General features: G+C 31.3%; 11 protein-coding genes. 5 read left to right on the forward strand and 6 right to left on the reverse strand.

The genetic code is table 11. The features are described from left to right. Window positions 1–131 precede the first annotated feature (131 nt). Window positions 132–3,020 (forward strand): T9SS sorting signal type C domain-containing protein, encoded by a 2,889-nt coding sequence (locus G6N05_RS12335; protein ID WP_166129808.1) that lies wholly within the window; start codon window positions 132–134, stop codon window positions 3,018–3,020. A 105-nt stretch (window positions 3,021–3,125) separates the two neighbouring features. On the opposite strand, the gene G6N05_RS12340 is transcribed toward G6N05_RS12335, so the two are convergent. Together G6N05_RS12340 and G6N05_RS12345 are read right to left on the reverse strand one after the other, a co-directional pair. Next, window positions 3,126–5,186, reverse strand: coding sequence for an insulinase family protein (locus tag G6N05_RS12340; RefSeq protein ID WP_187003026.1), 2,061 nt, complete (start codon window positions 5,184–5,186; stop codon window positions 3,126–3,128). A gap of 14 nt (window positions 5,187–5,200) precedes the next feature. Then, window positions 5,201–6,526 carry a M16 family metallopeptidase gene (locus G6N05_RS12345; protein WP_166129812.1) on the reverse strand — a complete coding sequence of 442 codons (1,326 nt, stop codon included), beginning with the start codon at window positions 6,524–6,526 and terminating at the stop codon, window positions 5,201–5,203. A 179-nt stretch (window positions 6,527–6,705) separates the two neighbouring features. Between G6N05_RS12345 and rplU the strand changes: the two genes are divergently transcribed. Both rplU and rpmA read left to right on the forward strand, forming a co-directional pair. Next, a complete protein-coding gene (gene rplU, locus G6N05_RS12350; RefSeq protein ID WP_166129815.1) occupies window positions 6,706–7,380 on the forward strand; it encodes a 50S ribosomal protein L21 in 675 nt (224 codons plus the stop codon). 31 nt (window positions 7,381–7,411) lie between these two features. Further along, the gene (rpmA, locus tag G6N05_RS12355; RefSeq protein ID WP_091310265.1) at window positions 7,412–7,672 is read left to right on the forward strand and encodes a 50S ribosomal protein L27; all 261 of its coding nucleotides are present in this window, start codon (window positions 7,412–7,414) and stop codon (window positions 7,670–7,672) included. Between the two features lie 179 nt (window positions 7,673–7,851). Here the strand turns inward: rpmA and G6N05_RS12360 are convergent, their stop codons facing one another. From G6N05_RS12360 to G6N05_RS12375, 4 genes are all read right to left on the reverse strand, one after another. After that, a complete protein-coding gene (locus G6N05_RS12360) occupies window positions 7,852–8,946 on the reverse strand; it encodes a DUF4407 domain-containing protein (protein WP_166129819.1) in 1,095 nt (364 codons plus the stop codon). Window positions 8,947–9,292: 346 nt separating this feature from the next. Continuing rightward, window positions 9,293–10,822, reverse strand: a complete 1,530-nt coding sequence (locus tag G6N05_RS12365; RefSeq protein WP_166129823.1) for a serine hydrolase domain-containing protein — start codon at window positions 10,820–10,822, stop codon at window positions 9,293–9,295. Between the two features lie 71 nt (window positions 10,823–10,893). Then, entirely contained in the window at window positions 10,894–11,661 is a 768-nt protein-coding gene (locus tag G6N05_RS12370; protein WP_166129827.1) for a CPBP family intramembrane glutamic endopeptidase, read from the reverse strand. Window positions 11,662–11,692: 31 nt separating this feature from the next. Next, complete coding sequence (locus tag G6N05_RS12375) at window positions 11,693–12,037, reverse strand: DUF6249 domain-containing protein (RefSeq protein ID WP_166129831.1); 345 nt, start codon at window positions 12,035–12,037, stop codon at window positions 11,693–11,695. 148 nt (window positions 12,038–12,185) lie between these two features. Here G6N05_RS12375 and G6N05_RS12380 point away from each other — a divergent pair, with 148 nt between their 5' ends. Both G6N05_RS12380 and G6N05_RS12385 read left to right on the forward strand, forming a co-directional pair. Continuing rightward, complete coding sequence (locus G6N05_RS12380; RefSeq protein WP_166129835.1) at window positions 12,186–12,776, forward strand: RNA polymerase sigma factor; 591 nt, start codon at window positions 12,186–12,188, stop codon at window positions 12,774–12,776. Next, the gene (locus tag G6N05_RS12385) at window positions 12,757–13,155 is read left to right on the forward strand and encodes a hypothetical protein (protein WP_166129839.1); all 399 of its coding nucleotides are present in this window, start codon (window positions 12,757–12,759) and stop codon (window positions 13,153–13,155) included. Before G6N05_RS12380 ends, G6N05_RS12385 begins: the two co-directional genes overlap by 20 nt. The last annotated feature ends 59 nt before the right edge of the window (window positions 13,156–13,214 follow it).

Here is a 13,214-nt window from a genome sequence, read left to right on the forward strand (position 1 = left end):
TTTGGTCTGATATTTTTGCATTTCTCATAAATTTTTCGATTAACTGATTGATTTTCAAGACTAAAAGACAATTTAATTTTTAACCAGCTTTAGATTATGTTCTAACTTTGTAATAATTAAATGAAAATGATATGTATAAAATTTACTTCACTTCAGGAAAGCCCCTCAATTACAAAAACCTACTTCAGAAAATTAACAACAGAGAAAAACAATTTAGTTTGTATTTGATATTATTTTTTCTCTTTTCAATTCAAATTTATAGCCAATCTATTGGCGATTATAGGTCGAATTCTGGCGGTCTATGGACTAACACGAACAGTTGGCAATATTACAACGGTAGTAGCTGGACAGCAGCTCCAACTTATCCTGGGCAAAACCCAACAGGAACAGGAAATGTTACAATTCAAGCAGGACACATTATCACCATTGGAAATACTGGAATAAATACTGGATTAATCGGATCAATTACCATAAGTGGAGAATTAGGTTTAACAGGAACTACTGGTGGAGGAAACAACGGAACAGACTTTGTTTTTAATACACAGTTGATAGTAGTTACTCCTCTTTTAGGTACAATTAGATTTACTGATAAAATAGATCTAATGTTACCTTCTAATGCTGTACTTTCTGTTACTTCAGACACTGCTCCAATCCCTGATTATTTTGGACTTATAGGAGATTGTAATCACAATCAAGACATTCACATAGGTTCTTCCGTTTATGCGTATTGCAACGGAGGTGGAACAACAGCTTTAACTTTCGCTGAAGTGATGGCTGGTGATGGTACTTTAAACTCCACACCAAATTCAAACACTCCAGTTTGTGAAGGCAGTCAAATTAATCTTTTAGGAAGTTATTTAGGTACGTTTGGTACTGCTGTAACATATAGCTGGACAATTGTGGCACCTGGTGGAGGAAATAGTTCATCTGCCATACAAAATCCTGTTATAGCAAATGCTGTAGTTGGAACTTACACAGCTACACTTACTTGCACAACCACATATAGTGGAAATACTTATAATAATTACGAAACAATTTCTATTGTTGTAAATCCACGTCCAGGAACAATTACAATTGGTACAATTACACAACCAACTTGCGCTTTACCAACAGGAAGTGTGCAATTAAACAACTTACCAGTAGGAACATGGACAATAAATCCTGGAGCAATTTCGGGAAGTGGAAGTAGTTATACTGTTAGTGGTTTGGTTCCTGCGAGCTATTCCTTCACGGTAACTAATAGTGGTGGTTGTATTTCTGTTGCGAGTAGTAGTGTCAATATTATTTCTTCAAATAAAGTTTGGAATGGTTCAAGCAGTTCAAATTGGTTTACACCAGCTAATTGGACACCAAATAATATACCGACTGCTACAGATTGTGCTACAATTACAAATATTGGAAATAGTCCTGTAATTTCAGGACCTGCAGTTGCATATGCATATTCAATTACAATACCTAGTGGCGGAAATCTAGAAATAACATCAACTGGAATATTGGAAGTTACCGATTTTATAAATGTAAACACAAACGGTATCTTCAATATTAGAAACAATGGAAGTTTGATTCAAATCAACAATGTAAGCAATACTGGAAACATCAATATGGAAAGAATCGCTTTTGTGGATACTACTGATTATGTGTATTGGTCAAGTCCGGTAGCAGGATTTAATTCCGCAAATATTTCACCCACATCAAACAATGCTAATCTTTACAAATGGATCCCAACTATTCCAGGAAATGGCATAGGCGAATTCGGAAGCTGGGCTAGCGCATCAGAAACTATGATATTAGGAAAAGGATATATTGAAAGAGGTCTCAACAACGCACCTACAAACTCACCTGTAAACTTCACATCGACATTTACTGGCGTTCCAAATAATGGAAATATCTCAACACCCATTTCTAGAGGTACATACAATACTGTAGGAACGTATCCTTCTCCAAATTCACCAGTAAACGCAACACAGGATGATGACAATTGGAACTTATTAGGAAACCCCTATCCATCTTCACTTTCAGCTGATGCTTTTTTAACAACAAACGCTACTAAAATTGGAGGTTATATTAATATCTGGAGACATGGAATCGCACCAAGCACAACCGCTTCAGACCCTTTTTATAACAATTATGCGTATAATTATGATGCATCAGATTATTTGACGTACAATCTTTCTGGACCTTCTTCTCCATTAGGTTTTGATGGCTACATTGGTACAGGACAAGGTTTTTTTGTACTAATGAACCCATTAAGTTCATCAACTTCAATGACAGCAACATTTAACAACTCTATGAGAAATAGTGGTTATCGTAACGATCAGTTTTACAAAACTACAAATACAAACACAAACAATCATCCTGAAGGAAGAATTTGGATAGATTTAGTATCTTCAACATCTAGTAATACAATACTTATTGCCTATAAAAATGGCGCAACTAATCAAAAAGACTTAATGTATGATGCACAAGCAGATTTAAGTGCAAGTTTCAATATTTATTCTTTATTAGAAGGTTATGACAGGAATCTTATTCAGGGAAGAAGCGTGCCGTTTGACCAAAACGATCAGGTTTCAATAGCAGTTAAATTACCAACTGCTGGTAACTATACTATTGCCATCAAAGAAATTGACGGATTATTAACTAATGAAAACATTTATTTAGAAGACAAACAATTAAATTTAATTCACGATTTAAAAACTTCTCCGTACATTTTCACAGGAGTTCAAGGTGAAATTTTAGATAGATTTGTATTACGATATACAAATCAAACATTATCTACAGATGAAAATATGTTTACCAATCAAGTAATTATTTTCACAAACAATCACATCAATGTAAAATCAATAGGTCAATTGATTAAAGAAATCATTGTTTATGATATTTTAGGAAAAACGCTTGTGTATAGAAAAAATATTAGTCAACAAGAAATCATTTTATCTGAATTAAAACCAACAACTGGCGTTTTAATAGCTAAAGTTAAACTTGAAAATGATGTAGTTATAACTAAAAAAGTTGCTTATTAATCCGCTCAAACTTTTGAAATTTCTACACAGAATAAGAAATAAGGAAAGATATAAAACAGAAAAAGGATTGCTTTCGCAATCCTTTTTCAATATCAAAATAAAAATTTATTCGAAATCTTTATCAGTCACACCTTCATTAATTTTTACATCTTGTGTAATAAATTCTAATGGCATTCCAACGTCTAAAGTAATTTTGTATGGAACTTTCACTCCTTTTACATCAACATAATCATTGAATGATGTGATCACTTTTCGTTTTTGAGCACCTTCACCTGATTCGTTTTCAGAAGCAACTCTTAATCCTGTTTTCACATCATAAAAATGTCTTGAAGTACCAGCTTGAATTACATAAGCATCCTGACCGTTAATTGTTTCAATTCCATTTAGAACAATTGTTTTATCAGATAATAAATTTAATTCGATGAAAGGGATAGCTTCTTTTTTCTCTTTTACTAATTCATCGTCTTCAATATTTTTTTTCTGACCTCTTGCAGTTTGGTAACCCATTTTGTCACCAATTACTTGTTTCATCATTGACATTCCAGACATAGAAATATCTATAGCAGACATTCCCTTACTAGAAAATTTAGAAATCATATCCAAAGATTGCCCTTGAATAGTTCCTTTTGAAGTCACTAATAATGTTTTAACCGTTTTTAAGGCTTTTTCTCCACCAATAGCATCAACGTGTTTTTTAATTACAGATTGTGCGGTTACACCTGCAGGAATTTCTTTCTTCACTACTGGTTTCTCTGTTTTGTTTCCGAATTTATCAAAATAGAAAATTGGCATTTTTTCTTTGGCACTCATAGCTTCTAAACCTGGTAATACATCGGCAGCTTTACCAACAATTACAACTCTTGTGTTATTAGCTAAGAAATATTTATTGGCTGCATTTCTAACATCTTCTGGAGTTACCGCATTGATATTTTTTACATAATTTTCGTAAAAATCTTCTGGTAAACCTAACGTTTTAATGTTTAATGCATAACGTGCAATTGTAGCAGGTTTTTCAATTTGCATTACGAAATTACCAATGTATTTTGCTTTTGCATTTCTTAAATCTTCTGCAGAAACTAAGTCTGTTCTGATTTTTTTTAATTCGTTAAAAATTTCTACAACTGCACTATCAGTAACTGTATTTCTTACAGAAGCTGTAGAAGAAAATTTAGAAATATATTTCCCAGCTCCTATATTAGAGTACGAACCGTAAGTCCAACCGTGTTTTTCTCTTAAATTTAAAAACAAACGACCTTCTCCACCACCACCAAGAATTTGGTTAGCTAAAATAGCAGCGAAATAATCTTTATCATTCATTTTTAATCTTGATAAGTTTACTAAAGCAATTTCAGATTGAACTGCGTTTGGCACATCAACAAAATTAATTTGAGAATACTGTAAATCTTTTGGGTCGTTATAAGTTAAGTTTGGCGCTGTAGCTTTTTTCCAAACATCTGCTCCAAATAATTGCTCTACTTTTTCCTTAACTTCTTTTGTTTTCACATCACCAATTACAACTAAATAAGCATTAGCTGGTACAAAATACGTGTTATAATGATTGATTACATCTTGTAAAGTCACATTTTTCAATGTTTCTTCAGAAGTAAATTCACCACTATAATGGTCTTTTCCGAAAGTTAAAACATTTTGAACACGGGCTGCAATTGCAGAAGTGCTTTTTTCGTCAGATTTTAAACCTTCAATTAATTTAGCTCTTTCCGCATCAAAATCAGCTTGAGTAAATAATGGGTTTAAAGCTCCATCTGCTAATAATTCTAAAATTCTTGCTGAATATCTAGACAAACCATTTGCAGAAGCACCTGATTCATAAAAATTAATAGTAGCTCCTAAAAAGTCAATTTCTTCATTAAATTTATCTTTTGAAATGGTTTCAGTAGCATTACCAATCATGGCGCTTACTAAATCTGTTACTCCTTTTTTGCTTCCTTCAGCGAAAGGTGAATTGTCTAAAGTTAAGTTGTATGAAACTCTTGGTAATTTATTATTTTCAACTACTAATACTTTTAAACCATTTTCTAAAACGAAAGTTACTGGTTTTTTAATATTAATACTTGGTGCTGGCCCTTGTTTAGGCATTGGTCTGTCTTGTGCTTGCATAGTTATTGTTAGTAATAAACTGGCTGCGATATATAAATACTTTTTCATCTTTATCTTAAAAATTATTTAGCTGTTTTTTCTTTTGCAGGACCATAATTCAAAATCAAACGTTGGTTTGGATTTAAATATTTTTTTGCAACTTCTTTAATATCTTCTCTTGTAATTGAACGGTAAATTTCAATTTCAGTATTTACTAAATTAATGTCACCATATAATAAATAGTATGAAGCTAAATTTTCAGCAATCCCTTCAACAGTTGAATTTGAAGTTACATAATTGTTTTCAAATTTATTTTGAAGTTTTTGAAAATCATTTTCAGAAATTAAATTGTTTTGGATGTTCACAATTTCTTCGTCAATTTCTTTTATTAAAGTTTCAGATGTAACATCACCCATTGGCAATCCAAAAATAAAATAAGTTCCATAATCTTCTTGGCTATAATTAAAGGCATTAACTTGTAAAGCTACTTTTTTCTCATCCACCATTTTTTTGTATAATTTCGAACTCTTACCTTCAGATAAGTAAGAAGAAATCATGTCTAAAACACGAGCATCTTTCGTTTTCATAGAAGGTGTTCTATAAGCAGTAACAGTCATTGGGATTTGCACATTCGGGTCTTCCCAAGTTGCATTAATTGTTGTAGTAATTGGAGCTTCCTCAAATTTTTGTCTTTTAATAGGTTCTCCTTTTGGAATTGCTCCGAAATATTTTTTAATCCACGTTTTAGCTTGAGCGTTGTCAAACTGACCTGCAACAACTAGTACGGCATTATTTGGAATATAGAATTTTTTATTAAATGCTTTAAACTCTTCTAAAGTAGCTGCATCTAAATGTTCCATTTCTCCAATAGTAGTCCATTTATATGGATGAACTTTAAACATGTTTTGTTTAACAGCTTTTAATAAATTACCGTAAGGTGAGTTGTCAATTCTTAAACGTTTTTCTTCTTTAACAACTTCGTTTTGAGTATCAACACCTTTTTGATCAATAACTGGATGCATTAATCTTTCTGATTCCATCCAAATGGCTAATTCTAAATTATTCGAAGGAAAAACTTCATAATAATACGTTCTGTCATCAGAAGTATTGGCATTATTATTACCACCATTAGAAGTAACTAATTTAAACCATTCTCCTTTACCAATATTTTTTGTCCCTTCGAACAATAAATGCTCAAAAAAGTGAGCAAAACCAGTTCGATTTGGTTGCTCGTCTTTTGCACCCACATGATACATTACTGAAGTAATAATTACTGGTGCAGAATCATCTTGATGTAAAACAACGTGTAATCCGTTATCTAAATCAAATTCTTCGAATGCTACTTTTTGTGCATTTGCCGTGCTTCCTAACATTGCCATTGTTCCTAAAGCCATTAACGTTTTTTTCATAAGTAAATTTATAATTATAAATGGTGATAATTAGTCTGCGAAAGATATAAATTGTTACATAAAAAGCGAAAAACTTCTTTATTATATTTAAATTGAAGAAAAAAGAAAAGTTATGTTGTGTGATTAATAAATAATTGTATATTTGCAAACTGAAAAAATAATAATCTAAACACATTGTTATGTACGCAATCGTAGAGATAGCAGGGCAACAGTTCAAAGTAAGCAAAGACCAAAGGTTATTTGTTCACCGTTTAGCAAGTGATGTAGACGCAAAAGTTTCTTTTGACAAAGTCTTATTAATTGATAACGGAGGAGCATTAACATTAGGCGCCCCAGCTATAGAAGGAGCTTCTGTTGAAGCCAAAGTATTAAAGCACCTTAAAGGTGACAAAGTAATCGTCTTCAAAAAGAAAAGAAGAAAAGGATACAAAAAGAAAAACGGTCACCGTCAATCTTTTACACAAATTATCATTGAAAGCATTGTTGCTTCTGGTTCTGTAAAAAAAGCTGCTGCTCCTAAGAAAGAAGCTGCTCCAAAAGCAGAAAAATTAGTTGATGCTCCTGCTGCACCAAAAGCTACTAAAGCTAAAGCTGCAAAAGGTGATGATTTAAAAATTATCGAAGGTATTGGACCTAAAGCTGCTGATGTATTAGTTGCTGCTGGAATTGACACATTTGCAAAATTAGCTGCTACTGCTGCTTCTGATGTAAATGCAATTTTAGACGGAGCTGAAGCTAAAGTACAACATTTAGATCCAACTACTTGGGCACAACAAGCTCAATTAGCTGCTGATGGTAAAATGGATGAATTAAAAAAATTACAAGATGAATTAAACGGCGGTAAAGCAGTTTAATTTTAGTATTAACTTATAAAACCAAAACGTCATGGCTCATAAAAAAGGTGTCGGTAGTTCGAAAAATGGTAGAGAATCAGAATCAAAACGTTTAGGCGTTAAGATTTATGGTGGTCAAGCTGCAATTGCAGGGAATATCATTGTTAGACAAAGAGGTTCAAAACACAACCCAGGTGAAAATGTTTACATGGGAAAAGATCATACTTTACATGCTAAAGTTGATGGAATTGTAAAATTCCAGAAAAAAGGTGAGAACAAATCTTGGGTTTCTATTCTTCCATTCGAAGCATAATCTTAAGATTACAAATACAAAACCCGTCTTGTTTTAAAACTTGACGGGTTTTTTGTGTTTACGTTTTAACACGGAGTTTCGCAAAGATTACCACAGAGAAACACAAATCATTTAAGTTTAACTAAAAGAAAACCTTTAAAATCTGCGTTGCGAAGCATCTACTAAATCCGCGTACCTAATTACGATTTAAACTTTGCTAAATAATTTTCCGATTGAATTTTCATAATCTCAGTCGCATTTTTCTTCTTCAGATTATATAATTCTTTGTCGGTTTTAATTTCCGAATACACCTCATCGTAAATTGAAGCATCTGTTTTCTTTTGCAAATCGCGTTGGTAACTATTTTGTTCGATTAATGTTTTATAACTAATTTCCGCATCTTCTAATTTAAAATCATATTCGCTTTTACTAGCTAATAATTTGGCGATAATTGGTGAGGTTTCAATAGCTAAAAACAACAACATTATAAACAAAGAAGGCAAAAACGGTAGTTTATCCAACGCATTAATTCGTGCCATTAAACCATCGAAACTATCAATAATTGGTTGAGAATCGGTGACTTTTTTATCTAGATCAGCTTGCAATGATTTGCCTTTTGTTTCTTTTTCTGCAATTAGTTTTCCATTAGAAACTTTTAAAGAATCCAATTGTTTCGAAACCAAATCGTAAGCATCACGCTTTTCCTTATAAATCGGACCTTTTCCCATTTTCTTAGTTCCTGCCGTTCCTTCTGCTTCTGTAATGTACGATTGATATAAAGTTGCTACTTCTTTTTCCTTAGCAGTTAATTGACTTTTTAAACTATCAATCGAGGCTTGGTTTTTATCCACATCGGTTTTAAAGAAATTGGCGACTTGTTTTTTATTCGCAATTACCATTTCGTTTTTCTCTTTCAATAAAACCGTATCAATTTCTTTTTTGAAGATTTTAATTTCTAAAGGTTTTGAAATTACGATTGCGATAATCATGGCCAATACAATTCGCGGAGACGCTTGAATGAATTCATCCATAAAACTATCACGTTTTTTGATGGTTGAAACAATAAATCGGTCCAAATTAAAAATCAACAAACCCCAAATTAATCCGAAGAATGTCGCCATATATACATTGTCAAAAACCGTATATAAAGCGTAAGAACAGGCCACGAAAGCCATAATAGCAGTAAAAAAAACAGTAGCGCCAATTCCGGCGTATTTATTCTGTTCTCCGTTGGAGCAAGAGGCAACAATATCTTTGTCCGCTCCTGAACAAAGGATAAAAAATGATATTAACATAACGATTCGTTTTAAAAACCATAAACTTGTTCTGACTTGTCGGAAAGAAAACACTTATGGTCAGTTGATGATTGATGATGATGATTACAAATTTGTTGCCAAAAGTGGTTTTTTGTTACAGGTTTTTAGATTTATTATTTAATTGATTCTCAGAGTTGTGCCAAATAACGCACAGTATCATTTATTTTAAACACAGATTATCACAAATTTTCACAGATTAATATCGATTATTATAGAACAAAAAAATCCCCAATCTTTCGAATGGGGATTAACAAATATTTAAACTGTTTACTTTTTCATCTAATATTTCGCAACATATAAACTTTATTTTTGCATTCGTTTATATTTACAATTGAACTTTTTCAAAGATATCATCTTCAAAACTTAAGCTCACAACTTGGTTGTTATTTATTTTAAAAGAAAGCACACTTCCGTTATTTGCAAATTGTACACGAATCGTATTTTCATCTTTAAAAGCTGTAGCAATAGTTGAAATATCACCCATTTTTACAATTAAACCATTGGAGTTTTGTTCAATTTTAATGGTTCCAGCAAACGAATTGAAAAAAGTTCCACAATACAATTTTTTCTCTAGCGAAAGTTTCCAAGGTCTTTCATTATTTTTTTTTACGTGATTCGCAAAACCAGATTGCATAGCAGGAATTTCACTAACCAATTTATCCAGCTTTTTATAATAAACTTGTTCATCAAATTGAGCGCCTTCTAAATAATAATCATAAATAAATTCTTCAATTAAAAACGCTATTCTTTCACCCAATAATGATTCGTTAGCAAATACTGCAATTCCAAGATTATTTTGACGCATCATAGCAACTTTAGAATAACTTCCAGGATACCCACCTGTATGATATTCAATCTGGTTCCCTTTGTATGTGGCACTTCTCCATCCAATTCCGTAACCCGTATCTTTAATTAATTCTCTTTCTCTATCGGTTTTTGCAGTAGCAAATAATGCATTCTCAATTATTTTTTCAGAAACTACTTGTTTACCATTAAATTTTCCTTTGTTTTGAAAAAACGACAACCAATTTCCAGCATCTTTTACAGAACTGATCATTCCACCAGCAGAATGCATCATATTGTCTGTTTTAATTATTTCTTCGACATACTTCACCGAATCATTATAAGCAAATTTATAAGGTATTGCCAATTTCCATTTAGATTTGTAAGCATCAGAAATGTAAGCACTAGTTTTATCCATTTGCAAAGGAGTAAATATTTTTTCTTTCAACAAAACTTGCCAATCCAAGCCGTATTCTGCTTTTAATAAAAGGGTAAAAATATTATAGCCCAAATTGTCATAAGAAAAAGTTTTTCCTTCTGTCCTAACGGTTGTTTTTTCTTCAAGAAGCATTGTTAATGTTTCAAGAGATTTATCTCCAGTATAGGCTTCTCTCCATGTTATGTAACCGTTTTCAATTCCACTAGTATGATTTAGTAATTCTCTAATAGTTATATTCTCAAAAATTGCATTATTTTTAAGATTTTTAAAAGGCTTGTAATTTGTTAGACTCTTATCTAAATTAATTTTTCCTTCAGACTCAAGGATTAAAGCTAATAATCCTGTAAAAGATTTAGTAGTAGAGGCAATATAAAATGAGGTATAGTCCTTTACTTTTTCTGATTTTGAAAAATTTGAATAGCCATATCCTTTAACTAGAATAGGCTTACCATCTTTTACAATTGCAACTCCTAATCCGGGAAGTGAAGAACAGGATTCCATTGTTTTTTCAATAAAACCATTTATTTTTTTAGAGTCTAATTTCTGAGCATTTGATGAGATGCTTATAAGTGCAATTGCAGCAATTGCAAAACACTTTGTAATCTTCTGTTTTTTGATTAATGTATTTTTCATAATTTAATTAATTTTAATTTAATTGTGCTTTGAAAGTAGACAATAATTATTGTCAAAACTAAAAAAAACAGTCATATAGCGCTGGCTTCGAGACCAAAATCACCACCAGTTATCCATAATTTCGAAGTAGTAAAACTTGGAAGAAGTAAACTTAGATCTGTATTTCCACTCACTCCAAATCCCAATATAGTTCCTTGAGTTAAATTTGCCATAAAGTGCAATCCGATGGGCATTGCTAAACTTTTAGTTTTCAAATAAACTAAACCAAATAAAATGGATGCAATAAATATATTAATTGAAGCAAACATTTTTACAACACCTATCATTCCTGGATTGTTAATATGAGTAAGTAAAAACAAACCCGCTATAATGATTTGTGTTGGCCATATTCCTAACCCCTCTTTAAATCGTTGAAATAGAAAACCTCTAAAAAATAATTTTTCTGCTAAGGCAACACTAAAACAAAGCGCAAGCCCTGATAGCAATGTTGATACTGAAAAAACATTTAAATCCCAGTTGATATAACCTAAAAAAGTTAATACTAATGCGGGTAAAGCCATTAACACTGAACCAATTCCAATTCCAAAAAAAAGTTCTTTAAACCAACAACTATTGATTTTCCCAACCAAATTAGCTATGGAATCTTTTCTTAATAATTGACAAATTACTGAGGCAATCAAAATAAGTATCGTTTGATGCGTCATTGTTATTTCAAAAGAAAATCGATTGGCTAAAAAAATTAGCGGAAACAAAAAGGAAGCTAAAACAAGAAAGAAAATTAACATCCACCAACCATTTCTTAATTTCTTCTCAGAATTAAAAGCAATATTTTTAAACATGATTTTTTTAGTTTATAACTTTTAAATAATATTAGTTATCAAGTTTTTTAGTCATATTATAACCTACAAAAAGCGCAGCTCCAGCCGTTGTGAAAATTGTTGCAGGGTATAAGGCGCCTTGATCTAAAGAAGTATAAGTTGAAAGCAATAATGCTACAAAAACACCCAATCCAATACCCATTAATAATAATGATAAATTTAGCAGTAGTATTTTAGAAAATGAGTTTGAACCTTTGTTGTTCCCCATAAAAATACTAGCATCTATGCCTTTTTCTATAAGAGCTAATCGCTCTCTGTTTCTTGTTGATAAATAAAGGTAAAAAATACCGAAAACTACTAAGAATAAGCTAATTGGAATTAAAATTTCTTCGTTCATGATTGATTGATTTAAAAATTGATAAATTATTTTATTTGTTCATAAGCTATGACGACAAGAGTTCCATTTTGGTTACAGAAATAATAAAAATATTTTTTTTTTAAATATTTCTGTAACCTATTTTGACTTTTAGTCGTCTTACAGTTATATGGCTAATATAGAAGATCAACATTATATAAATTTAATCCGTAACGGAAATCAAAATGCATTTACTGTATTAGTTGACCGTTATAAGAATTTGGTTTTTACATTGGCTTTAAAAATACTAAATAATAGAGAAGAAGCAGAAGAAGTAGCACAAGACACTTTCATCAAAGTATACAACTCGTTAAACAACTTTAAAGGTGATTCTAAATTCTCCACATGGATTTATAAAATAACCTACAACTCTTGTTTAGATCGTTTGAAAAAAAAGAAAAAAGAAAAAACAGTTTCTTATTTAGAAGATTTTGACGAGCATCAGGCAAAGGCTATTGAAACGATTTTAGATTCAATTGATGAAAATGAAAGAAATAAAGCCATCCAAGATTGCTTGGAAGAACTTCCTCCTGAAGATGCCTTTTTATTAACGTTGTATTATTTTGATGGGAAATCGGTTGATGAAATTTCAAAAGTTATTAATGCAAGTACAGATAATGTTAAGGTAAAATTATTTAGAGTTAGAAAAAAAGTAGGAATTATTTTTAAGAATAAATTAGAACCAGAAATATTAGATTATTATGAAAGTGGACGAAGATAAATATTTAGAAAAATTGGTTGATCATATAATGAAAGATCAAACTTTAGAGGCACCTTCTATCGATTTTACTTCAAAAGTAATGGCGCAAATGACCGCTGCTAAAACAAATGAAGTCAAAGTATATAAACCCTTAATTTCAAAACCTATTTTGATAGGTATTATTGGATTTATTATTGCTTTGATCGCCTACTGTGCTTTAAATGAACAGCCAAACACTGGTAATCAGCAGTTAACTTATATCGATTTTAGTTTGCTTTATGATAATTATTTTTTGAAATCAATACGCTTTTCAAAAATAACTATTTACAGTGTTGTAGTGGCTACTGCCATGTTTTTTATACAAATTTCATTTTTAAAAAATCATTTCAAAAAAGTCTGAGTTGCTGATAAATCCCTCTTAAAATATCGGATGTAACATCTCAATATAAAATCATAAAA

This window comes from Flavobacterium bernardetii (assembly GCF_011305415.1).
Classification (GTDB): Bacteria; Bacteroidota; Bacteroidia; order Flavobacteriales; family Flavobacteriaceae; genus Flavobacterium; species Flavobacterium bernardetii.

Bases quoted from the DNA above. Each gene is read 5' to 3' on its own strand.
- G6N05_RS12345 (WP_166129812.1), bottom strand. From the start codon at position 6,526: ATGAAAAAAACGTTAATGGCTTTAGGAACAATGGCAATGTTAGGAAGC.
- rpmA (WP_091310265.1), top strand. From the start codon at position 7,412: ATGGCTCATAAAAAAGGTGTCGGTAGTTCGAAAAATGGTAGAGAATCA.
- G6N05_RS12375 (WP_166129831.1), bottom strand. From the start codon at position 12,037: ATGAACGAAGAAATTTTAATTCCAATTAGCTTATTCTTAGTAGTTTTC.
- rplU (WP_166129815.1), top strand. From the start codon at position 6,706: ATGTACGCAATCGTAGAGATAGCAGGGCAACAGTTCAAAGTAAGCAAA.
- G6N05_RS12370 (WP_166129827.1), bottom strand. From the start codon at position 11,661: ATGTTTAAAAATATTGCTTTTAATTCTGAGAAGAAATTAAGAAATGGT.
- G6N05_RS12380 (WP_166129835.1), top strand. From the start codon at position 12,186: ATGGCTAATATAGAAGATCAACATTATATAAATTTAATCCGTAACGGA.
- G6N05_RS12360 (WP_166129819.1), bottom strand. From the start codon at position 8,946: ATGTTAATATCATTTTTTATCCTTTGTTCAGGAGCGGACAAAGATATT.
- G6N05_RS12365 (WP_166129823.1), bottom strand. From the start codon at position 10,822: ATGAAAAATACATTAATCAAAAAACAGAAGATTACAAAGTGTTTTGCA.
- G6N05_RS12340 (WP_187003026.1), bottom strand. From the start codon at position 5,186: ATGAAAAAGTATTTATATATCGCAGCCAGTTTATTACTAACAATAACT.
- G6N05_RS12335 (WP_166129808.1), top strand. From the start codon at position 132: ATGTATAAAATTTACTTCACTTCAGGAAAGCCCCTCAATTACAAAAAC.
- G6N05_RS12385 (WP_166129839.1), top strand. From the start codon at position 12,757: ATGAAAGTGGACGAAGATAAATATTTAGAAAAATTGGTTGATCATATA.